This is a genomic window from Limosilactobacillus secundus, from assembly GCF_020784695.1.
In the GTDB taxonomy this organism is placed as follows: Bacteria; Bacillota; Bacilli; order Lactobacillales; family Lactobacillaceae; genus Limosilactobacillus; species Limosilactobacillus reuteri_F.
In genome coordinates this window covers 1-24,635 of record NZ_JAJGUA010000032.1, presented here as the reverse complement: position 1 = coordinate 24,635, position 24,635 = coordinate 1, and the positions used below count along the sequence as shown (strand labels likewise).

The window sequence follows — 24,635 nt, the reverse complement described above, 5'->3', positions numbered from 1 at the left end:
TTCGCCTCCTTAAAAATCGAAAAAATAATTGCTTATCATAATAAGTATAACTCAAATGTGATAATATTAGGATTGAAAACGATTTGATTATTTAAAATAAATATATAAAATTATAATATTGGTTATAGTTCGATAAGAATATCACTGTTAAAAAGTAAGCAATATGATAGACAAAAAGATCTAAAGTCTGTATGATATGGATAGTAAAAATTGTTCGAGGAGGAAGAGAGAAATGGCTGAAAATAAGCAATATGATGTTGTAATCATCGGTGCCGGTCCGGGTGGAATGACCGGAGCAATGTATGCATCACGTGCAAACCTATCTGTCTTGATGCTTGATCGTGGAATTTATGGCGGAAACTTGAATAATACTGCAGAAATTGAAAATTACACAGGGTTCAAGAGTGTTAAAGGCCCTGAACTTGCCCAACAAATGTATGAAGGTGCTACTCAATTTGGCGCAGAATATGCTTATGGAACAGTAACTAAAGTAGAACTTGATGGTGACTTAAAGAAGATTACTACTGACATGGATGAAACATATACTGCAAAGGCGGTTGTTATTGCGACTGGGTCTGATCAGCGTCATCTCAATGTTCCGGGAGAAGAAGAATTTGGTGGCCGTGGTGTTTCATACTGTGCAGTTTGTGATGGAGCTTTCTTTAAAGGAAAGCATTTAATCGTTGTTGGCGGTGGTGATGCGGCTGTTGAAGAGGGAGTTTATTTAACGCAATTAGCTTCCAAAGTAACAGTGCTTGTTCGTCGTGATGAACTCCGGGCTGAACCGATTATTCAAGCAGAAGCGATGAATAATGATAAAATTGAGTTTATTTACAACACTAGTGTGACTGAAATTGTTGGGGATGATATTAAAGTAACAGGTGTTAAAACTCATAATAATAAGACTGGTGAAGATGGTGAAATGGCTGCGGATGGTGTCTTTATTTATGTTGGTAATTTCCCAATGACAGCCGCTTTTAAGAATTTAGACATCCTAGATGATCAAGGTTGGGTAAAGACTGATGAGCGAATGCGGACAGCAGTACCAGGTATTTTTGCCATTGGGGACGTTCGTGAAACACCATTACGACAGGTTGCAACCGCCGTTGGTGATGGCGCAATTGCTGGACAGCAAGTTTACCAATATATTAAATCGATGGAGTAACAAAAAAAGGTGTTAGAGAAAAAGCTCTAGCATCTTTTTTATTTAGTGGTACGGAAAGGATAGTAAAATTAAAAAATTCGTGGATATGAAAGGAAAGACGTTGGAAATTCAAGAAAGTTCAACTTGTCATTACGCTACCCACATCGCTAATAGCAATAATTATAAATTGATTCCAGCAACGAAATATCCTATAGACTGGGTTGCGATTGGAATGAAGAAGGAAGATCGGACGATTATTAATAAAATTAACTACGCTCTTGGGACTCTTCAAAAAGATGATACCTTACGACGGGGTAATAAAAAATGATTAGAAATTGGTAGCGATTATCTGGGCCCGGTTGCCGAATTTCAAAAATCCAACAATAATCGTTAATGATTTGCTAAAATTTAATATAACAAGGACTAAGGAGTTTTTTTTATGGGTGCAATCAAATGTAATGATACATTAGCGGTGTCAATTCATCGGGTTCGTCATTCAGATTTGAACGAACACGGGACAGTATATGGAGGACGAATCTTGGAATTGATTGATGGGCAAGCCTCGGTAGCAGCAATGCGAGTAGCTCGGACAACAGTTGCAACGGTATCGATGGATGAGATCCAATTTCTGCGACCATTTGACCTTCAAGATTCAATGTGTATGGAAGCATACGTTACCGGCTTTGGGAAGCGATCAATTGAAGTATTTACAAAAGTAATTGGCGAGCACTTGATGACCGGCGAACGTTTTCTCGGCTTTTATTGTTTTATGACTTTTGTAATTCTTGACCCTGAAAAACAAACGGTATTTAATAAATTAATTCCAGAAACTGAAGAGCAAAAGACATTAATGGCAACATATTCTCAACGTGTTAAGCAACGTCAAATCCAGCGGCAAAAACAGCAAGAATTTTTGCCTCATATTTCACTTTCCAAGCCGTGGTAAAACTTTAGTAAATTTTTAAGTAAAAAGCGACAGATAACATTTTATGCGGTATACTAAAAAGCAGAGTATGACATAAAGGAGACATTATTGTGAGCTGGAAAGATACTTATAAGGTTTGGCAAGAACGAACAGATTTTGAACCAGACTTAAAGCAAGAATTAGCTGCAATGAGCGACGATAAAGAAATTGAAGATGCCTTTTACGGTCCACTATCATTCGGGACTGCAGGAATGCGGGGACTGATGGGACCAGGAATTAACCGGATGAATGTTTACACTGTCCGTCAAGCAACTGAAGGCTTGGCAACTTTAATGGATTCATTGGGTGACGATATTAAAAAGCGGGGAGTCGCTATTGGTTACGATTCTCGTCACAACTCCCGTAAATTTGCTCATGACGCTGCTCGTGTATTAGGTGCTCATGGGATTAAGGTTTATATCTATGATAATTTACGTCCAACGCCTGAATTATCATTTGCCGTTCGTCACATGGGAACTTATGCGGGGATCATGATTACCGCTAGTCATAACCCTAAGGAATACAATGGTTACAAGATTTACGGTGAAGATGGTGGACAGATGCCACCGAAAGAATCTGACATGATGACAGGTTACATCCGTAAGATTGATGATATTTTTGACATTGCTTTAGCTGATGAACAAGAAATGCTTGACAATGGTTTGGAAACAATTATGGGTGAAGATGTCGACGCTGCATACCTTGCTAATGCTAAGGGCGTAACTGTTAACCCTAAATTAGCTAAGGAATATGGTAAAGATATGAAGTTTGTCTTTACCCCATTATGTGGAACAGGTCGAATGCTTGGTGAACGAGCATTGCGTCAAGCTGGGTTTACAAATTACGAAATGGAACCAACTGAAGCACAACCAAATGGTGACTTCCCTGGCTTGGAACATCCTAATCCAGAATTCCCAGAAGCATTTGTTCGGTCCATTGCCCTTGGTAAAAAGGTTGATGCAGATGTGTTGATCGCCACGGACCCTGATGCTGACCGGCTTGGATGTGCAGTTCGTCAACCAGATGGTGAATATCAATTGCTAACTGGTAATCAAATTGCTTCTATCATGCTTGCCTACATTCTTGAGGCGCATAAACAAGCAGGAACCTTGCCAAAGAATGCTGCTGCGGTAAAATCAATTGTTTCTACTAATTTCGCTGCTAAAATTGCAGAAAGTTACGGCGTTGATATGATCAATGTTTTAACTGGATTTAAGTGGATTGCTGACCAAATTCATCAATATGAGACTGGGAAAGCTGATCATACCTTTATGTTCGGTTTTGAAGAAAGTTATGGTTACCTTATTAAGCCATTTGTTCGTGACAAGGATGCCATCCAATCCTTAACGTTACTTGCTGAGGTTGCCGCTTATTACCGTAGTCGTAACATGACCCTTTACGATGGCTTACAAGAATTATTTAAGAAGTATGGCTACTTCCGTGAAAAGACAATTGCTAATACTTATGCTGGTGTTGATGGCCCTGCTAAGATTAAGGCTTTAATGAAGAAGTTCAGAGAAGAAGCCCCAACTCATTTTGCGGGTCATCAAGTAGTAGTTACTGAAGATTTCGCTAATGGGACTAAAACTACAGCTGATGGCAAAGTAAGTGAATTAGGTATTCCAGAATCAAATGTATTGCGTTACATTCTTGATGATGATACTTGGATTGCTATTCGTCCATCGGGAACTGAACCAAAGCTTAAGTTCTACATTGGTACAAGTGCTGATACCTTAGATAAGGCAAATGAAAAATTAGCTGATTTCGAAAAGGCTTTACAAGAGTTTGCTGAAGAATAATAACTGAGAGACTGTTGAAAAAAACTTTGCTTTTTTCAACAGTCTCTGTTTTTATACACGATATCGGGGATGTCAATAAGATTAAATTTTTCCTCACCTTTCTTGAAATTTCGCAAAAAAATTGTATGATTGTACAAATTAATTATTTTTTGGGAGGAATTCATCATGGGAATGCATGAATATCTGAAAAGTTTAAGTGACCTCGAAATGATTAACCGTGCTCCAGGATATTTTAAATTTGAGGAACATAATGTAGCTGCCCATTCATTTAAAGTAACTCAAGCCGCACAAATGCTGGGTGATATTGAAGAACAAGCCGGAAATGAAATTGATTGGCGTTCTTTATATGAAAAAGCTCTTAATCATGACTATACAGAGCGCTTTATTGGTGACATCAAAACGCCGGTAAAATATGCTACTCCTGAATTGCGCTCAATGCTGGCGCGGGTTGATAAATCATTAACAGAAAACTTTATTCAATCTGAGATTCCGGCTGAGTTCCGGACAGCTTATGAACGACGATTTGCGGAAGGAAAAGATGATACTTTAGAAGGTAAAATTCTCGCAGTTGCTGATAAGATTGATCTTATGTATGAATCATTTGGCGAAATTCAAAAAGGTAATCCTGAACCAGTTTATATGGATATTTATAAGTCGAGCTTGACAGCAATTATGGATTTTCGTGATATGGCCAGTGTCCGGTATTTCCTTAAGAAGATTTTGCCAGAATTATTAAAAGATAATGCAGATAGTAATGCGAAAAACCAATTAGCGATTATTACTACCCAAATTATTCAACAATAATTTATACTGTTAGGCTTCCCTTTTATCAAATAGTTGCTTTTTGCAAACGCTTTCTTATAATGGAAGTAGAAGGTAAAAACTAACAAGATAAAGGGAGGCGGCAAGGATGACACCAAGTTTATTTGCAGGAACATTTGCAATTTTAGTATTGTGGTTAATCGTTGATATTATCTGGGAATTGAGTCGACCAAGAGATATTGTAATGCGGCGCCTATGTGCTTGGCTTAATCTTATTGCGATTATTGGTGGTTTTTCCGTATTTTATGGGGTAACCCATTTTGATAATGCTAATCTTGTTCCGTGGTTTATTTGTTTGAATTGGATTAATGTTGTTGCCGCGGGCTTACAATTTTACTTCGGTTACTTTCGGCACAATTAAAATGATAAATAAAATGTTTTAAGAAGTGAGTGAAAATAGTTTTGTTTGGAGCGATTGTTTTCTACTCACTTTTTTACTGTAAATTTATAGACGAATACATGTTTGGGTGATAAACTAATAACAGTAAATAATAAATAGTTAGTGATAAGTGGGATGCGGTAATTTATGAAGTTGCGATTCCACTTTATTTTATTTAACTGCGACGTAAGGGAGGAAATTCTTTTGATTTACCGGCAACCAGATAAAAAATTTGAACTAGTGTCAGAGTACAAACCAACTGGCGATCAGCCCCAAGCAATTAATCAATTGACAAGGGGGATTGAAGATGGTGAAAAAGCTCAAATCTTATTAGGGGCAACAGGAACAGGAAAAACATTTACAATCTCAAATGTGATTGCCAATGTCAATAAGCCAACTTTGATTCTTTCCCATAATAAGACCTTAGCGGGGCAACTCTATGGTGAAATGAAAAAATTCTTCCCTCATAACGCGGTTGAATATTTTGTTTCCTACTATGACTACTATCAACCAGAAGCATATGTGCCATCTAGTGATACTTATATTGAAAAAGATGCGTCAATTAATGATGAAATTGATAAGCTTCGGCACTCTGCCACTACTTCCTTACTGGAACGAAATGATGTAATTGTAGTTGCCTCTGTTTCTAGTATTTTTGGATTAGGGGATCCTCGAGAATATCAAAATAGTGTCCTTTCTTTGCGCGTTGGTCAAGAAATTGAACGTGATCGATTGTTGACCGAACTTGTTAATCTTCAATTTGATCGCAATGATATTGATTTTCAACGGGGGCGTTTCCGCGTTCGTGGCGATGTAGTTGAAATCTTTCCGGCGTCGCGTGATGAACGGGCATTGCGGATTGAATTCTTTGGGGATGAGATTGATCGGATTCGTGAAGTTGATGCACTGACAGGCGAAGTGATTGGTGACCGGGATCATGTTTCTATCTTCCCGGCTACCCACTTTATGACTAATGAAGAAGTCATGGATCGGGCATTGCCACAAATTGAAGCTGATTTGAAGAAACAAGTAAAGAAGTTTACTGATGAGGGAAAACTTCTTGAGGCAGAGCGGATTCAGCAACGAACAACTTATGATATTGAAATGATGCGTGAGATGGGCTACACCAATGGAATTGAGAATTATTCGCGTTATATGGATGGCCGAAAGCCCGGCGAACCTCCTTATACTTTATTGGATTTCTTCCCTAAAGATTTCTTATTAGTTGTTGATGAATCCCACCAAACCATGCCGCAAGTACGGGGAATGTATAACGGGGACCGAGCGCGGAAACAAATGTTAATTGATTATGGGTTCCGCTTACCAAGTGCTCTTGACAATCGACCATTAAAACTACCAGAATTTGAACAACATGTTAATCAAGTTGTATACATGTCTGCAACACCTGGCCCATATGAAATGGAACAGACAGACCACGTTGCTCAGCAAATTATTCGACCAACTGGGTTACTTGACCCAACAGTCGAGGTTCGCCCGGTAATGGGACAGATTGACGACCTAGTTGGTGAAATTAACAAACGTATTGAGAAAAATGAACGTGTTTTTGTTACGACCCTGACGAAAAAGATGTCTGAAGACCTTACTGATTATCTAAAGGATATGGGGTTAAAGGTCAAATACCTTCATAGTGATATTAAGACTCTTGAACGGACACAAATTATTCGTGATCTCCGTCTTGGTAAATTTGATGTTCTTGTTGGAATTAACCTCTTGCGGGAAGGGCTGGACGTTCCAGAAGTATCCTTGGTCGCCATTCTTGATGCCGATAAGGAAGGCTTTTTACGCAATGAACGTTCCCTTATTCAGACGATTGGTCGAGCGGCCCGGAATGAGAATGGGGCAGTAATTATGTATGCTGATACTGTGACTGACTCGATGCAAAAGGCAATCGATGAAACAAAGCGGCGGCGGACGATTCAGATGAAATACAATGAAGAACATCACATTACGCCGCATACAATCATCAAGCCAATTCAAGAAGCAATTACTGTTACTAAGAAAGCAACGGATGAAGCTGAAGCAGATAACAGTGCTGAATTTACTGACAAAGATTTTGCAAAGCTAGATAAAGAGGCCCAAGCAAAGATGCTTGATGAATTAACAGAGCAAATGCGCTCTGCTGCTAAGCGCCTTGACTTTGAACAAGCTGCTACGCTTCGTGATACGATAATGGAATTAAAGACAAAAGCAAAAAAATAGAGGAGGGATTATTTCGTGGCAAATGATAAGATCATAATTCATGGGGCACGGGCTCATAACCTAAAAAATATTGATATTACTATTCCGAAAAACAAGTTAGTCGTTGTAACTGGCCTATCAGGTTCTGGAAAGAGTTCTTTAGCTTTTGATACATTATACGCAGAAGGACAACGACGCTACGTGGAAAGTTTATCGGCTTATGCGCGACAATTTTTAGGACAGATGGATAAGCCAGATGTGGACTCAATTGACGGTTTATCTCCGGCAATTTCAATTGACCAAAAAACAACTTCCCATAATCCGCGTTCAACGGTCGGAACCGTGACTGAAATTAACGATTTTCTACGCTTACTATGGGCGCGGGTTGGGACACCAATTTGTCCGAACGATAATATTCCAATTACTAGTCAGTCACCAGAACAAATGGTAGATCGGGTACTAGAATTGCCTGAACGGACACGCCTGCAAATTCTTTCGCCGGTTGTTCGTGATAAAAAGGGAACACAAAAGAAAGTTTTTGAAACAATTAAACGTGAGGGATTTGTCCGGGTTCAAGTAGATGGCGAAACTTATGATCTTGATTCAGTCCCTGAATTAGATAAAAATAAAAAACATACGGTTAATGTCGTAATTGATCGAATTATCATCAAAGAGGGAATTAGGGCGCGGTTATTTGATTCCTTTGAATCGGCTCTCCGCTTAAGCGATGGTTATGCAATTGCTGATGTGATTGGGGGAGACCCAATTCCATTTTCTGAACAATATGCCTGTCCCATTTGTGGCTTTACAGTTGGTGAATTAGAGCCACGGCTATTCTCCTTTAATGCTCCTACTGGTGCTTGTCCAGAATGTGAAGGGTTAGGATTGAAACTTGAAGTAGATATTGATTTAGTAGTTCCTGACCAAACAAAGACCTTAAGAGAAGGGGCGATTGTTCCCTGGAATCCAATCTCATCGCAATACTATCCACAAATGTTAGAACAATTCTGCAAGTCGGTTAGCATTGATATGGATACTCCTTTCAATAAGTTGCCTAAAAAGCAACAACAACAGATTTTGTACGGTAATGGTGAAACACCATTCCACTTCCATTATGAGAATGACTTTGGTGGCATTCGGGATGTCGATGTGCCATTTGAAGGTGTTATCAATAATATTAGCCGACGATACCGGGAGACTAACTCAGATTTTACAAGGGAACAAATGAGAAAGTATATGACTGAGCTTCCATGTCCGGTTTGTCATGGTTACCGGCTAAACCAGCGGGCCTTAGCAGTAAAGATTGATGGGCGAAATATCGGTGAAGTTTCCGCTTTATCAATTAGTGATTCTCTTGAATTCTTTAAGAGTATCAAACTCTCTGCACAAAAAAATGAAATTGCTAAGCCAATTTTAAAAGAAATCATTGACCGATTAACTTTTATGAAAAATGTTGGTGTTGAATACCTAACTTTAAGTCGCTCAGCTCGAACTCTTTCAGGGGGAGAAGCTCAGCGGATTCGGTTAGCAACGCAAATTGGTTCTAATTTGTCAGGAGTAATGTATGTTCTCGATGAGCCGTCAATTGGACTTCATCAACGAGATAATGACCGTTTGATTGAGTCGTTAAAGGCCATGCGTGATCTTGGCAATACGCTGATTGTCGTAGAGCATGATGAAGATACAATGCGCGCGGCCGATTACATTGTCGATATTGGCCCTGGAGCTGGTGAAAACGGGGGCCAAGTGATGGCTGCCGGAACTCCTAAGCAAATTATGCGATCACGGAAGTCGTTAACTGGCCAATACTTATCAGGGAAAAAATTTATTCCAGTACCTCAGGAGCGTCGAGTAGGTAGTGGTAAGAAAATTACTATTACAGGAGCGGCGGAAAATAACTTAAAGGATATTACAGTCGATTTTCCACTTGGTGAGTTTATTTGCGTAACGGGGGTTTCTGGATCAGGAAAGTCAACCCTTGTTAATATGATTCTCAAAAGAGTTTTAGCCCAAAAACTGAATAATAATTCCGCAAAACCTGGTAAGTACAAGTCGATTAGTGGGGTTGAAAATATTGAAAAAGTTATCAATATTGATCAATCGCCAATTGGTCGTACTCCACGAAGCAACCCGGCAACTTATACGGGAGTCTTTGATGACATTCGTGAACTATTTGCTCAAACCAACCAAGCTAAAATGCATGGATATACTAAGGGACGTTTTAGCTTTAACGTTAAGGGAGGACGCTGTGAAGCTTGCCGTGGGGACGGAATTATTAAAATTGAGATGAATTTCTTGCCAGATGTTTATGTGCCATGTGAAGTTTGTCATGGAACACGTTATAATTCTGAAACCCTTGAAGTTGAATACAAGGGCAAGAATATTGCTGAGGTCCTTAATATGACTGTTTCTGAAGCTCTTGACTTCTTTAGTGCGATTCCGAAAATTAAGCGCAAACTGCAAACTATTGAAGACGTTGGGTTGGGTTATGTTCACCTTGGTCAACCGGCAACTACTCTTTCAGGTGGGGAAGCTCAACGAATGAAATTAGCAGCTGAACTTCACCGTCAGTCTCACGGTAAGAGCTTCTATATTTTAGATGAGCCAACTACTGGATTGCACATGGATGATATCAAACGCTTATTAGCTGTCCTGCAGCGGTTAGTCGATGCGGGAAATACTGTTTTAGTAATTGAGCATGATTTAGATGTTGTAAAATCAGCGGACTGGTTAATTGATCTTGGCCCTGAAGGAGGAGCTGGTGGAGGCAATGTTGTCGCCACTGGAACTCCAGAGCAAGTAGCAGAAGTAAAGGGAAGTTACACTGGTAAATATTTAAAAGAGATGCTCGCACGTGATCAAAAATGGGCAGAAGAACGAGAAGCTAAGCAAAAAAAGTAGTTGCAATCTAATTCTTCTAATGGTATTCTAATGAAAATTAAAGTACACGAAACGAGGGAAAAGAGATGTTATTTTTTAATAATCAAAATCAACAGTTTTCTTCCTCCTCAGCCTCTAATTCTATTAAGGCTGAGTGATTTTGGTGTACCCAATCGATAGGTTTATACAGACTCGGGTTCTCTATTAATCATTTGGCGTGACCAAATTGTATTAATAGATGATATCCCGAGTTTTTATTTTGCCTAATATTAAGAATGGAGGAATGATGATGAATCAACAACCAACAGATGAACTAAAAAGGTCGCTTGGCTTTTGGTCCGCTATTTCGATTGTTATTGGGACAATTATTGGATCGGGAATATTCTTTAAACAAGGATCTGTTCTTGATAGTGCTGGTACATCTACGCTTGCGATTGCTGCCTGGGTATTTGGAGGAATTATTACTTTAACTGGTGGATTAACAGTGGCGGAAATTGGTGCTCAGATGCCATATACCGGGGGATTATATGTCTATATTGAAAACTTGTATGGTCGCCTTTTAGGATTTTTAGCCGGGTGGATGCAAGTAATTGTTTATGGACCAGCAATTATTGCTTCGGTTGCCGGATTTATGAGTATTTTAATGGCAAACTTCTTTGGTTTAGGACCCCAGTGGCGAATACCTTTAGCAGTGATTACAGTGATTGCAATTGGAGTAATGAACCTTTTTGAAAATAAAGTTGGTGCAATTTTTTCGATTATTACGACTGCCGGAAAAATGATTCCAATTGCAGCAATTATTATCTTTGGCTTGTTCTGGGGACATCAAAATGCTTTTGGTCAAACAGTTACCGAAATTCACCAATCAACTGGTGGTTTTGGAGTAGCAGTTTTAGCAACTTTATTTGGTTATGATGGGTGGATTTTGATTGCAAATCTTGGAGGAGAAATGAAAAATCCCCAAAAATTATTGCCACGAGCTATTATTTTAGGGATTACTGCTGTTCTTATTATTTATACTTTAATTACTGTTGGGATTCTTAAGTTCCTTCCAGTTAATACTATTCATCGGCTAGGCGAAAATGCAACTGCATATTTAGCAGTAAAAGCCTTTGGAGCAATTGGGGGAAAATTGCTGTCAGCCGGAATTATTATTTCGATGATGGGGACTTTAAACGGGAAAATGATTACTTTTCCCCGGATTGTATACGCAATGGCGCGTCGTCATGATTTGCCATTTTCACGTTATCTCGCATATATTACGCCAAAGGGGAAGTCGCCAGTAGTAGCAACGATGTTTATTATCGTTCTTGCAACGGCTATGATGTTCTTCTTTGACCCTGATCACTTATCAGATTTGTGTGTATTTACTGTTTATTGTTTTTATCTTTTAGCATTCTTTGGGATCTTCATTTTAAGACATAGAAATAAGGGACCACGTCCATTCAGCACACCGCTTTATCCCTTAGTGCCAATTATTGCGATTGCTGGTGGAATCTTTGTCCTAGTAAGTGAAGTTATGAATGATCCGGCTGGTGTAATTCTTTTTATCGGAATCGTCATCGTAGGATTACCAATCTTATATATTGTTAAACGAATGGATCAACGACGGATGCATTAAGATTTAAGGCTAAGCTTAACTTGGCCTTTTTTGTTGCTTAAATAAGACACACCCGGCTTGATGTGATAGAATAGTTGGGTAGCTGTATGCGGAAAGAGGAACTAGTGATGGTAGATAAAAAATTAAAAGTAGTAATTATTACAGGGATGAGTGGTGCGGGGAAAACCGTTGCCGTTCATAGCTTAGAAGATTTAGGATATTTCGTAATTGATAACATGCTTCCTGGATTGGCAGAACGTTTTGTTGATGTGATAAAAGATTCAGGAGAGTTTAATAAAATCGCCATGGTAATGGATATGCGTTCACGCGGGTTTTACGATGAGGTTTTACCAAATTTTGAAAAACTGAAAAAGCGGGCTGATTTAGATGTGAAACTACTCTTCTTAGATGCTAATGACGTCACGTTAATTTCACGTTATAAGGAAACAAGACGTTCTCATCCCTTATCTCCGCAAGGTCGAATTCTTGATGGGGTAGAATTAGAACGGAAGCTTTCAACTGATCTTAAAAGTCAAGCAGATATAGTAATCGACACCACTAATGTGACACCACGAAATCTAAAGTTAAGACTTAATAAATTATTCGGACAGGGTGAAGGCAATGACTTTTATGTTGAAGTAATGTCATTTGGTTTTAAATATGGGTTGCCACTTGATGCGGATATCGTAATGGATGTTCGTTTTCTCCCTAATCCATTCTATATTCCGGAATTAAAGCACTTAACAGGAAATGATCTAGCTGTTCAAAATTATGTTATGCAGAGTTCGCTGGCTAAGGAATTTTACCAGCATTTACGGTCTCTCTTAGAGATTACTCTTCCAGGTTACATTAAGGAGGGAAAGAGCAGTTTGACAATTGCAATTGGGTGTACAGGTGGTCAACATCGGTCAGTAACTATTGCTAATAAATTATCTGCTGATTTAAAAGAAAAGAGATATAAAGTAAATACTTACCATCGCGATATTGAGAAGGCAAAATAAAGAGGAGTTTTAATTATGTTGCATAAACCAAAGATTGTAGTGATTGGTGGTGGGACTGGTCTACCAGTTGTCCTTCGCGGGTTGCGAGATCAAAACGTTGATGTTACGGCAGTCGTAACAGTAGCTGATGATGGTGGTTCTTCAGGAATTTTACGAAATTATATTAATGTGGTTCCACCTGGTGATATTAGAAATGTTTTAGTGGCGTTATCAGAATTACCGGATCTTGACCTTGACATTTTTCAATATCGTTTTAAGAGTAGTGATCAGTTCTTTGCCGGTCATGCGATTGGTAATTTGATTATCTCTGCTTTATCTGAAATGAAGGGTGGTATTTTTGCCGCTGTTCAAGAGTTATCAGAAATGATGAAGATTAATGGAAATATTTATCCTGTTGCCAATGAGCCGTTGACTTTAAATGCTGAATTTACAGACGGTACAAAGTTAAGTGGCGAATCGGAAATTACGGCCGCCCATAAACAAATTAAACGGGTCTGGGTAACACCTTCTAAAGATAATGATGGGCATCCTGCTCGTCCTGTGTCAGAGGTTATAACAGCAATAAAAAATGCAGATCAAATCGTTCTTGGTCCTGGAAGCTTATTTACTAGCATCCTGCCAAACTTGATGATTTCTGAAGTAGGGCAAGCCGTTCGCGAAAGTAAGGCTGAAGTTGTCTATATTTGCAATATTATGACGCAAAAAGGTGAAACGGATAACTTTACAGATGCTGATCATGTTCGGGTATTAAACCATCACCTTGGGAAGAATTTTATTAATACAGTTTTAGTCAATATTCAACCTGTTCCAGAAAATTACCTTGATTTTCAAGAATGGAATGAAATTTCTCAACCGGTTAAGCATGATTTCCAAGGACTACGAGCACAGAATTGTCGCGTAATTAGTTCAAATTTTCTGCGGCTAAAAGACAACGGTGCCTTCCATGATCGCGATAAAGTTGTAGCAGAATTAATGAATCGACTTCACCAAGTTCACGAGTAGTTAGGAGACTGATGCTAAATGTCATATGCAAGCGAAGTAAAGAAGGAATTAACGGGAATTACTGTTCATCGGGATAATGCAAAGGCGGAATTGATGGCCCTTATTCGGATGAATGGGTCGATTGGCATTGCTGACCACCAGTTAGTTTTGAATGTTCAGACTGAAAACCCGGCAATTGCGCGACGAATCTATTCACTTTTAAAACAATTTTACGGGGTGGAAAGTGAAATCGTGGTTCGTCGTAAAATGAAATTAAAAAAGAATAACCAATATATAGTTCGCTTACGCTATCATGCACAACATGTCTTAGATGATCTTGGCATTTTACAAAATTATCAAATTAAAGAACAAGTACCCGTAGAATTGCTCAAGGATGAATGGATGGTCCGTTCATATCTAAGAGGTGCATTTTTAGCGGGGGGATCAGTAAATAATCCTGAAACTTCCCGTTACCACTTGGAGATATACTCTCTTTATGAGGAACATAATGAGATTATTGCTCAGATGATGAACAAGTTTGGCCTAAATGCCCAAACAACCGCTCGCCGTAGTGGCTTTATCGTTTACTTGAAAGAAGCCGAAAAAATTGCTGATTTTATGTCATTAATTGGTGCAACTAACTCAATGCTTCAGTTTGAGAATGTTCGAATTGTACGAGATATGCGGAATTCAGTTAACCGATTAGTAAATTGTGAAAATGCTAACCTGAATAAGATTGCGAATGCGTCAACGCGACAAATCGAAAATATTGAATTTATTGATTCACGAGTAGGTCTTAGCAGCTTACCTGATAAGTTGCGGGAAATTGCAGAAACGCGGTTAGCCCATCAAGAAGTTAGTCTAAAAGAATTAGGGGAATTGGTTCCTGGTGGTCCGATTTCCAAGTCGGGTGTTAACCATCGTTTACGTAAATTGAATGCTTATGCTGATGAATTGCGTACATCGCAGGTTAAACAATAAAAACCTTTGAGGATAAGAAAAAAATAAGCTTTTTTCTTATCCTCAAAGGTTTTATTTTATCTTCTTTAAGTGAAATTTATTTTTTATTTATACTTTCGCTAATTAGCGCTAATTCGGCTGTTGCACATTCTTGATCTAATTTATTCCAGTTGGTGGTAACGTTAAAAACGTTTAATTTATTTACTGACATTATAATATCCTCCTTGACCTTACACCTTTGTTCTCTTTCATCTACATCTTATATCATACTATGATTGGTCTAAAAGTCAACTGTTATAATAACGGTATTTATGTGGCGCTTTGTGGAATTGGTATAGTTCAATTGCTGAAACCATTAATGGAATAGCAAAGATAATCGTTTATCAAATTTAGATAAATTATTAATTTTTAGAAATGGTATTCACGAGATAGTTGTTTTGGATTAAGGGAGACTTGCTTTTTAAAACAATGACCGGTATAATTGGAACGTTAATTAATTTACGTTTAATATCAAAGGAGGCAAAGTAACATGCGTAAAGCACACCCATACGGCGTACAAGGCCGTCGCCCAATCGCTTCAAAGTATAAGCGAGCATTAAAAGAAAAGAAGATCGAAGCTATTCGTAAGTGGGCTAAAGAAAAGCCAGCTGAAGAAAAGTAATTTATTTTATAAAAGCTATGCAATCCAGTGCATAGCTTTTATTTTTTAATAAAAAGAAAAAACTAAAGCATTAATTAATAAGATGACTCTTTTAAAAATAACGTTTTAATATTTTTGTACACTAATACTGTATTTTGTATGTTAAAATATAGGTAAGCGCTTACAGAAAAGTGTCGTTTATAAAAGAGGTGATAGTATGTTTGAATTTTTAAAACCAGCTCCAGCGGCGAAGCAAAAGGTTCCTGCTGATAAGGTTGAAAGTTCGTATCGTTGGCATCAGTTAGGAGTATTACTTGCGATTTGTATCGGTTATATTGGCTATTATATTATTCGTTTAATTTTCACAACCGAACAAAATGAAATTATGAAGCAGTATGGTTTTACCACGGCTGATATCGGAATGGTGCTTTCGTGTTTTGGGATTGGTTATGGGATTTCAAAACTATTTATGGGAGCATTAAGTGATAAAAGTAATACTAATCGTTATTTAGCAACCGGATTAATTATTTCTGCACTGCTTAATTTCGGTTTAGGATCTACCCGTAGCCTTTATATGATGATGTTTCTAATGTTAATTATGTCAATTGCTCAAGGGATGGGGGCAGCGGCATGCCAGCGTTCTGTTCAATTATGGTGGGGAAAGAAACACCGGGGAGCGATTTATTCGATTTGGTCTTCTGCACATAACGCTGGAGCCTTTGCTTGTGTTGCTGTTGTACAATTAGCAACATTCATGTTTTCAGGTTCCATTTCTGCTGTCTTTTATACATCTTCAGTGGTTTCACTGATTATTGCGGCCTTTGTATTATTAGTTGGTGCTGATCGGCCGGTTAGTGTTGGGTTGCCAAGTATTTCTGAATATACCGGAGATGAAGTTGTTTTAGAAAACGGAACTGAGTCTGATTCGGAAGAGACGAGTCTGACTTTACCACAAATTTTTGTTAAATATATTTTGACAAATAAAGTTGTGTGGGCCATTACCCTAACATCAATGTCCCTGTATTTGGTTCGATATGGGATAATGAGCTGGATTCCAAGCTATCTTGTAGAATCAAAAGGCTTTACGACTAACTTTGCAAAATGGTTAGTGGGTATTTTTGAACTTGCGGCGGTTCCGGGAGTAATTATTATGGGAGCAATTTCCGATGCATTAAAGGGACGTCGAGCTATTGTTTGTATTTTATGTGTAATTGGTTTATTTATTTGTTTGACAACGTATTTCTTTAGTACCAATCACGTTTTGATCGTAAGTGTTCTTTTTGTTATGGGAACTTTAATTTATGCTCCATTAACATTGGTTGGATTAATGGTTAACGAAGCAGTTCCTAAATTTGCAGTAGGTTCATCAACTGGATTTATGGGCTTTTTCCAATATATTTTTGGTGAAACGTTAGCAACTGCTTTAATTGGTATTTTGGTAGCCAAATATGGCTGGCTTGCAAGTAATATGGTTTTATACACTGCTTCAGCGCTAGCATTTCTATTATTGGTTTATATTTTTATTGCTGAACGTCGTGCTGAAAAGATAGCCGCTTCTGACAAAAAAGATTAAATTTTCGCTAAAACAAGGCTTTGAAGAATTTTTAGCCTTGTTTTTTGATTTAATTATAATAGTCAAGAATGTTTTACAAAAAAATATTAAATAATAGTTAAAACATTTGACCTTTTTTGACCAATCGAGTATAGTATTATTATCCGTTGGCATGCAAGACTAACGAGTGCTAATTTATTAAGGAGGCCATATTATGAATTTAGTACCTACTGTCATTGAGCAATCATCCCGTGGTGAACGTGCTTATGACATCTACTCACGGCTTCTGAAGGACCGTATTATTATGCTCTCTGGTCCAATTGAAGACGAAATGGCAAATTCAATTGTTGCGCAACTTTTATTCCTTGATGCGCAAGATTCAACTAAAGATATTTACTTATACATTAATTCACCTGGTGGTGTTGTTACCTCAGGAATGGCAATTTATGACACGATGAACTTTATTAAGGCTGATGTTCAAACTATTGTAATCGGGATGGCTGCTTCTATGGCCAGTGTATTAGTATCATCTGGTGCTAAGGGTAAGCGTTTTGGATTACCACACTCACAAGTTTTGATTCATCAACCATCTGGTGGAGCTCAAGGTCAACAGACTGAAATCGAAATTGCTGCTACTGAAATTTTGAAAACACGGAAGATGCTTAACGGGATCCTTGCTAAGAATTCTGGTCAACCTATCGAGAAGATCCAGGCTGATACTGAACGTGATCATTACTTGACAGCACAAGAAGCAGTAGATTACGGCTTACTTGATGGTGTAATGGAAAATAATTCAAAATTAAAGTAAAGGGATAAATAAAAAGATCTCCAATTATTCGATTAATTTCGAATGACGGAGATCTTTTTTTTGAATTATCAAAAAGGCAAGTGAAAATTAACAGCCTTGTAGCGACGCGAAAATAGTTCCATAATATCTTAAAAATAAAAAAGACTGTTGAAAAATTTTTTCAACAGTCTCATAAAAATGCGCCCCCCGAGAGTCGAACTCGGATCTCGAGAACCGGAATCTCACGTGCGATCCATTACACTAAGGGCGCGTCAACAGATATTATATTATCTTAAGTTAAAATGAATTGCAAGCATTATTTGAAAAAATTAATCAAAATAACGCTTACATCAGAAAAATGTTGTGATTGAATAGACAATTTTTTTGAAGATGGTATCATAAGTATCGTAGAAGTTGTATTGTTGCTTAGACCTTCCCACTGCGTCACTTACAATGGTTGAGAGTTGCGATGCTGATGTAATGTGATAAACTAAGCAAGTACACTAATTATGTTTTTTCCTAAAGGAGGAATTTGCAGTATGACTGTAAAAATTGGTATTAACGGTTTTGGCCGTATTGGTCGTTTAGCATTTCGTCGGATTCACGAACTTAACACAAATGATATTGAAGTTGTTGCAATCAACGATTTGACTACTCCTTCTATGTTGGCTTACTTACTTAAGTATGACTCAACTCATGGTAAGTTCCCAGGTGAAGTTACATCTACTGATACTGGTATTGTTGTTGATGGTAAGGAATACCCTGTATACGCTGAACGCGATGCTCGTAACATTCCTTGGGTAAAGAACGATGGTGTTGACTTTGTTCTTGAATGTACTGGTTTCTACACCTCTGCTGAAAAGTCACAAGCACACATTGACGCTGGTGCAAAGCGTGTATTGATTTCAGCACCTGCTGGTAACATCCCAACTGTTGTTCCTGGTGTTAACCTTGATACTTTGACTAAGGATGACATTATCGTATCAGCTGGTTCATGTACTACTAGTTGCTTGGCACCAATGGCTAAGGTCTTAAATGACGAATTTGGTGTTAAGGTTGGTACTATGACTACTATCCACGCATTTACTTCTACTCAAGCTATTCTTGATGGCCCTCGTGGTAAGAAGATGCGTAACAACCGTACTGCAAGTGTAAACACTATTCCTCACTCAAGTGGTGCTGCTAAGGCTATTGGTTTAGTTATTCCTGAATTAAACGGTAAGCTTTCAGGTCACGCACAACGTGTTGGTGTTGTTGATGGTTCATTAACTGAACTTGTTTCAATCTTAGACAAGAAGGTTACTGTTGACCAAATCAACGATGCTATGAAGAAGGCTACTAACCCAGCATTCGGTTACACTGAAGATGAAATTGTTTCAACTGATATTATCGGTTCAACATACGGTTCAGTATTCGATCCTTCCCAAACTGAAATTATGGAAGGTGACGATGGTTCACAATTAGTTAAGACTGTTGCTTGGTACGACAACGAATACGGTTTCACTAGCAACATGATCCGGACTTTGCTTCATTTTGCTACTCTTTAATTTGAAGTAAAATTAAACTAATTTGATTAAGGTGGGAGGAGGACTACTCCGCCCGCTTTTTTTATCAAAAGAAGAGGAGACATAATACAATGGCTAAATTAACTGTTGAAGACCTTCCTTTAGAAGGCAAGAAAGTATTAATGCGTGTTGACTTTAATGTTCCAATTAAAGATGGCGTTGTTGGTGACGACAACCGAATTGTTGCTGCCTTACCAACAATTAAATATGTTATTGACCACGGTGGTCGAGCAATCTTATTCTCACACCTTGGCCGGATTAAAAAAGAAGAAGATAAGCCTGGACTTTCACTTCGTCCAGTTGCAGAACGTCTTTCTAACCTACTAAACAAGCCAGTAACATTTGTTCCAGTTACTGAAGGTAAGCAATTAGAAGATGCTATCGATAACATGAAGAATGGGGATGTTTTGCTTGTTCAAAACACCCGTTATGAAGATGTTAAGGATGGCGAATATGTAAAGCGTGAATCTGGTAATGATCCTGAATTAGGTAAGTACTGGGCCTCTCTTGGTGATGTATTTGTAAATGATGCCTTTGGTACAGCTCACCGTAAGCACGCTTCTAATGTTGGTATTGCTACTAATATGCCAGGCAAGGCAGCAGCTGGTTACTTGATGGAAAAGGAAATCAAGTTCTTAGGTGATGCTGTAGATAATCCTGAACGTCCATTTGTTGCCATTCTTGGTGGTGCAAAGGTTTCTGATAAGATTGGTGTTATTGATAATCTTCTTGACAAAGCAGACAAGATTATTATCGGTGGTGGAATGGCTTATACATTCTACGCTGCTAAGGGAATCAAAGTTGGTAACTCACTTGTTGAAAAAGACAAGATTGACGTTGCTAAGCAAATCTTAGATAAAGCTGGCGACAAGCTTGTATTGCCAATTGATAATGTAGTAGCTGATAAGTTCAACAATGATGCTGATACAAAAGTTGTTGAAGGTGATATTGACGACGGTTGGATGGCCCTTGATATTGGTCCTAAGTCTGTTGAAGAGTTCAAGAACGTATTAAAAGATGCCAAGACTGTTGTTTGGAATGGACCAATGGGTGTATTTGAAATGCCAAACTTTGCTAAGGGAACGCTTGAAATTGGTAAATTCCTTGGTACATTAACGGATGCTACAACAATCGTTGGGGGCGGAGACTCAACTGCTGCTGTTAAGGAATTGGGGGTTGCTGACAAGCTTACTCACATTTCAACTGGTGGTGGTGCATCATTAACTTACCTTGAAGGTAACGAATTACCTGGAATTGCCGCAATTTCTGACAAATAATTAATGTTTAACTACTATTTATAAATCTTATATAAGAGGCTGAGAAAACTTTTGCTTTTCTCAGCCTCTTACCGTATCTTGGTATTAACAATAAAATAGTAGATGGGAGGGTCAACAATGAGAGTACCGATTATTGCTGGCAATTGGAAAATGCATAAAGATGTTCAAGAAGCTGTCTCTTTTATCGAAGCAGTAAAAAATCAGCTTCCGCCTGCCGACCAACTTGAAACAGCAATTGCTGCTCCTACTCTTTGTTTAGTACCAATGGTTAAAGCAGCTAAAGAATCCCCGTTAAAAATAATGGCAGAAAACTGCTACTATAAGAATGAGGGAGCCTATACTGGTGAAACAAGTCCATATGCTTTATACCAAGCAGGAATCCATCATGTAATTTTAGGCCATTCTGAACGTCGAACTTACTTTAATGAAACTGATGAATTAATTAATAGAAAAGTAAAGGCGGCATTAATAAACGGGTTATGTCCGATTGTTTGCTGTGATGATACCATGCGTCGACGAGTTGCTGGAAAGAAAGTTCATTGGGTGGTGAGCCGCATTCTCGCAGATCTTCATGGATTGACCAATAATGAAATTTGTCATGTTACGGTTGCTTATGAACCTAGTTGGGCGATTGGGACAGGCGAGAGTGCTGATCCAGATCAGGCAGCAGAGGGTTGTTACTTAATTAGGCAGACAATTAGTGATATGTATGGAGATAAAGTTGCAAATAATGTTCGAATTTTGTATGGAGGCAGTGTAACAACTTCTAATATCAATGCATTAATGGCAAAAAATGATATTGATGGTGTTTTAGTTGGAACAGCGAGCTTAAATCCAGAAACATTTTTACAATTAGTTCACCATTAGTCTGTTAAATGCTTGTTTTTAATTGTGTAAAATAATACAATGTTAAGTGGAATTGCTTTCCAAATAAATGACAGAGGAGAGATTCATCAAATGTCACTCATTACAGATATTTATGCACGTGAAGTCCTTGATTCACGTGGTAACCCAACAGTTGAAGCAGAAGTTTACACAGAAGCCGGTGGTGTAGGTCGCGGTATCGTTCCTTCAGGTGCTTCAACTGGTGAACACGAAGCTGTTGAATTACGTGACGGCGACAAGAACCGTTTTGGCGGCAAGGGTGTTTTAAAGGCTGTTTCAAACGTAAACAACATTATTGCTAAGGAAATCGTAGGGATGGAAGTTACTGACCAAATCGCTATCGATAAGGCAATGATTAAGTTAGACGGTACTCCAAACAAGGGTAAGTTAGGTGCGAACGCTATTTTAGCTGTTTCATTAGCTGCTGCTCGGGCTGCTGCTGACGAATTACAAGTACCTCTTTACAACTACCTTGGTGGTTTCAACGCTCATGTATTGCCAACACCAATGATGAACGTTATTAACGGTGGTGCTCACTCAGATAACAAGGTTGACTTCCAAGAATTCATGATCATGCCAGTTGGTGCACCAACTGTACGTGAAGCTATTCGTTGGGGTTCAGAAACTTTCCACGCCTTGAAGAAGGAATTGGAAGCTGCTGGTAAAGTAACCTCTGTTGGTGACGAAGGTGGATTTGCTCCTGACTTTGCTAACAATGAAGAACCATTCGAATACTTAATCAAGGCTATTGAAGATGCTGGTTACAAGCCAGGTAAGGACATTGCCATTGCCTTTGACGTTGCTGCTTCAGAATTATGGAACGACGAAGACAAGAAGTACAAGCTTCGTTGGTCAACTGGTGAAGAATACACCACTGAAGAATGGATTAACTACTTATCCGGTATTATTGAAAAGTACCCAGTAGTATCTGTTGAAGACCCAATTGACGAAAACAACTGGGATGACTGGGTAACTATTACTGATAAGTTAGGTAAGAAGGTTCAACTTGTTGGTGATGACTTCTTTGTAACTAACACTGATTACTTGAAGAAGGGTATCCAAATGGGTGCTGCTAACTCAATCTTAATCAAGCTTAACCAAATTGGTACTTTAACTGAAACTGTTGAAGCTATCGAAATGGCTAAGGAAGCTGGTTACACTGCCATCGTTTCACACCGTTCTGGTGAAACTGAAGACACTACCATCGCTGACTTGGTTGTTGCTACAAACGCTGGACAAATCAAGACTGGTTCAATGAGCCGGACTGACCGTCTTGCTAAGTACAACCAATTAATGCGGATTGAAGATCAACTTGGTGATGTTGCTCAATATAAGGGTATTCACTCATTCTACAACTTGAGCCAACAAGCTCGTCAAGACATCGAAAATCGTTAATTTTAAGCATTAGTTAAAAATCAAAAAGGACTATGGATGGAATTCCGTAGTCCTTTTTAATTACAAATTATTTAATTGAGTTTGAAATCGATTACATCTTTTTGTATTAGAAAATAATGAGAAAGAAGCGTTGGAATTTAGTATGAAATATAATATAATCTTTAAGAGTTAAATACAATGAAAGGATAATGATACACATGAAAAAATCGGCACCAGAACTTAATCGTTCGATGACTGCTGGTCAGATGGAAATGATTTCCCTTGGTGGAGCAATTGGTGTTGGACTGTTTATGGGATCAACATCTACAATCAAGTGGACCGGACCATCTGTTATCCTCGCATATGCGTTTGTTGGCTTAATTTTATATATTGTTATGAGAGCGTTAGGAGAGATGATTTACATTAATCCTGGAACAGGTTCTTTTGCGGATTATGCAACTGAATATGTTCATCCAGTAGCTGGATATCTTGCTAAATGGGCTAACGTATTTGAGTATATTGTTGTAGGAATGTCTGAAGTAGTAGCAGCGACTGAATATCTTAAATATTGGTGGCCCCACCTTCATACTTGGGTAGCTGGAGTTGTTATTATTATTTTCTTGGTTCTCGCTAATTTAGCAAGTGCAAAGGCATATGGATCACTTGAATTTTGGTTTGCGATGATCAAAGTTATTACTATTATCTTTATGATCTTACTTGGATTTATGATTATCTTCTTTGGTTTTGGTAATGGCGGTCATCCAACTGGTTTCAGTAATCTTTGGTCTCATGGTGGATTCTTCACTGGTGGCTGGAGTGGTTTCTTCTTCTCAATGTCAATTATCGTTGGATCTTATGAGGGCATCGAATTGCTAGGAATTTCTGCCGGTGAAGTAGCAAATCCGCAAAAAGCAATTGTTAAATCTGTTAAGTCTGTTTTATTCCGGATTTTGATTTTCTATGTTGGAGCAATTTTTGTAATTGTAACAATTTATCCTTGGAATGAATTAAGCAGTGTTGGGTCACCTTTTGTATCTACTTTTGCTAAGGTCGGAATTACAGCTGCAGCATCAATTATTAACTTTGTGGTTTTGACAGCTGCATTATCAGGTGCTAATTCAGGTATTTATAGTTCAAGTCGGATGCTGTTTAAGTTATCTCATGAGGGGGATGCTCCTAAGATTTTTGGGCGTCTTTCAAAACGGATCGTTCCCGATGCTGCCATCCTTGGTATTTCCGGTGGTATCTTGATTGGATTTATTATTGATATGATTTCGGCAACTTATAATCATTCAACTGCTGATATGTTCGTGGTTGTCTTCAGTTCTTCTGTTTTACCTGGAATGATTCCATGGTTTGTAATTTTACTAGCAGAATTACGTTTCCGTCGTAATAATAAAGACTTAATGGTTGATCATCCATTCAAATTACCACTATATCCATTTTCGAATTACTTTGCATTTCTCATGTTGATTGTGATCGTTATCTTTATGTTTATTAATCCTGACACACGGGTTTCGGTTATTGTTGGTGCTGTAGTATTAATTCTAGCAGTCGCAGTATACCTTGTTCGACATGGGGGTAAAAACGAAAAAGCATAAGATAGGGAGCGAGACAGAAGTCACTTGTGACTTCGTTTTTCGACGCGAAGCTAGCCTCTGGGAGCCCCCGCAAGCAACAATAGGCCTCCAATACTCGGTTTTTTACCGGGTATCTGTCAACTGGTATGGTTGACTAAAAATACTTCCTACGAAAATGTAGGGGGTATTTTTTTTTATGAAAAAATACAATCAATTCTTAAAAAGAAAAATTTTTGATTAGCAAAA

At 38.3% G+C, this 24,635-nt stretch carries 20 protein-coding genes; all 20 read left to right on the top strand.

Annotated features, from left to right (window positions below):
• Window positions 1–232 precede the first annotated feature (232 nt).
• The gene (trxB, locus tag LMB57_RS04805; protein WP_229271134.1) at window positions 233–1,165 is read left to right on the top strand and encodes a thioredoxin-disulfide reductase; all 933 of its coding nucleotides are present in this window, start codon (window positions 233–235) and stop codon (window positions 1,163–1,165) included.
• A 79-nt stretch (window positions 1,166–1,244) separates the two neighbouring features.
• The gene (locus LMB57_RS04800) at window positions 1,245–1,472 is read left to right on the top strand and encodes a transporter substrate-binding domain-containing protein (RefSeq protein WP_229278070.1); all 228 of its coding nucleotides are present in this window, start codon (window positions 1,245–1,247) and stop codon (window positions 1,470–1,472) included.
• Between the two features lie 111 nt (window positions 1,473–1,583).
• On the top strand, window positions 1,584–2,090 hold the full coding sequence (locus tag LMB57_RS04795; protein WP_229271136.1) for an acyl-CoA thioesterase: 507 nt from the start codon (window positions 1,584–1,586) through the stop codon (window positions 2,088–2,090).
• Window positions 2,091–2,179: 89 nt separating this feature from the next.
• Window positions 2,180–3,907, top strand: coding sequence for a phospho-sugar mutase (locus tag LMB57_RS04790; protein WP_229271137.1), 1,728 nt, complete (start codon window positions 2,180–2,182; stop codon window positions 3,905–3,907).
• Between the two features lie 165 nt (window positions 3,908–4,072).
• Entirely contained in the window at window positions 4,073–4,711 is a 639-nt protein-coding gene (locus tag LMB57_RS04785) for a YfbR-like 5'-deoxynucleotidase (RefSeq protein ID WP_229271138.1), read from the top strand.
• A 106-nt stretch (window positions 4,712–4,817) separates the two neighbouring features.
• Window positions 4,818–5,090, top strand: coding sequence for a hypothetical protein (locus LMB57_RS04780; protein WP_003670446.1), 273 nt, complete (start codon window positions 4,818–4,820; stop codon window positions 5,088–5,090).
• A gap of 222 nt (window positions 5,091–5,312) precedes the next feature.
• A complete protein-coding gene (gene uvrB, locus LMB57_RS04775; protein ID WP_324255228.1) occupies window positions 5,313–7,328 on the top strand; it encodes an excinuclease ABC subunit UvrB in 2,016 nt (671 codons plus the stop codon).
• A 15-nt stretch (window positions 7,329–7,343) separates the two neighbouring features.
• Complete coding sequence (gene uvrA, locus LMB57_RS04770) at window positions 7,344–10,208, top strand: excinuclease ABC subunit UvrA (RefSeq protein ID WP_229271140.1); 2,865 nt, start codon at window positions 7,344–7,346, stop codon at window positions 10,206–10,208.
• Between the two features lie 268 nt (window positions 10,209–10,476).
• Window positions 10,477–11,808: an APC family permease gene (locus LMB57_RS04765; RefSeq protein ID WP_229271141.1), complete on the top strand. Its 1,332-nt coding sequence runs from the start codon at window positions 10,477–10,479 to the stop codon at window positions 11,806–11,808.
• A gap of 107 nt (window positions 11,809–11,915) precedes the next feature.
• Window positions 11,916–12,788, top strand: coding sequence for an RNase adapter RapZ (gene rapZ, locus LMB57_RS04760; RefSeq protein WP_324255227.1), 873 nt, complete (start codon window positions 11,916–11,918; stop codon window positions 12,786–12,788).
• Between the two features lie 15 nt (window positions 12,789–12,803).
• A complete protein-coding gene (locus LMB57_RS04755) occupies window positions 12,804–13,790 on the top strand; it encodes a gluconeogenesis factor YvcK family protein (RefSeq protein ID WP_229271143.1) in 987 nt (328 codons plus the stop codon).
• Window positions 13,791–13,808: 18 nt separating this feature from the next.
• The gene (gene whiA / locus LMB57_RS04750; RefSeq protein WP_229271144.1) at window positions 13,809–14,750 is read left to right on the top strand and encodes a DNA-binding protein WhiA; all 942 of its coding nucleotides are present in this window, start codon (window positions 13,809–13,811) and stop codon (window positions 14,748–14,750) included.
• A 508-nt stretch (window positions 14,751–15,258) separates the two neighbouring features.
• Window positions 15,259–15,390 (top strand): hypothetical protein, encoded by a 132-nt coding sequence (locus LMB57_RS09790; RefSeq protein ID WP_003666430.1) that lies wholly within the window; start codon window positions 15,259–15,261, stop codon window positions 15,388–15,390.
• A gap of 196 nt (window positions 15,391–15,586) precedes the next feature.
• Complete coding sequence (locus LMB57_RS04745) at window positions 15,587–16,942, top strand: MFS transporter (protein ID WP_229271145.1); 1,356 nt, start codon at window positions 15,587–15,589, stop codon at window positions 16,940–16,942.
• 193 nt (window positions 16,943–17,135) lie between these two features.
• A complete protein-coding gene (gene clpP / locus LMB57_RS04740) occupies window positions 17,136–17,729 on the top strand; it encodes an ATP-dependent Clp endopeptidase proteolytic subunit ClpP (protein WP_003666435.1) in 594 nt (197 codons plus the stop codon).
• 518 nt (window positions 17,730–18,247) lie between these two features.
• Entirely contained in the window at window positions 18,248–19,255 is a 1,008-nt protein-coding gene (gap, locus tag LMB57_RS04735) for a type I glyceraldehyde-3-phosphate dehydrogenase (protein ID WP_003666436.1), read from the top strand.
• 89 nt (window positions 19,256–19,344) lie between these two features.
• Window positions 19,345–20,550, top strand: a complete 1,206-nt coding sequence (locus tag LMB57_RS04730; RefSeq protein ID WP_003666439.1) for a phosphoglycerate kinase — start codon at window positions 19,345–19,347, stop codon at window positions 20,548–20,550.
• 117 nt (window positions 20,551–20,667) lie between these two features.
• A complete protein-coding gene (tpiA, locus tag LMB57_RS04725) occupies window positions 20,668–21,417 on the top strand; it encodes a triose-phosphate isomerase (RefSeq protein WP_229271146.1) in 750 nt (249 codons plus the stop codon).
• Window positions 21,418–21,507: 90 nt separating this feature from the next.
• The gene (gene eno / locus LMB57_RS04720) at window positions 21,508–22,830 is read left to right on the top strand and encodes a phosphopyruvate hydratase (protein ID WP_003666443.1); all 1,323 of its coding nucleotides are present in this window, start codon (window positions 21,508–21,510) and stop codon (window positions 22,828–22,830) included.
• 197 nt (window positions 22,831–23,027) lie between these two features.
• Complete coding sequence (locus LMB57_RS04715; RefSeq protein WP_229271147.1) at window positions 23,028–24,410, top strand: amino acid permease; 1,383 nt, start codon at window positions 23,028–23,030, stop codon at window positions 24,408–24,410.
• Window positions 24,411–24,635 lie beyond the last annotated feature (225 nt).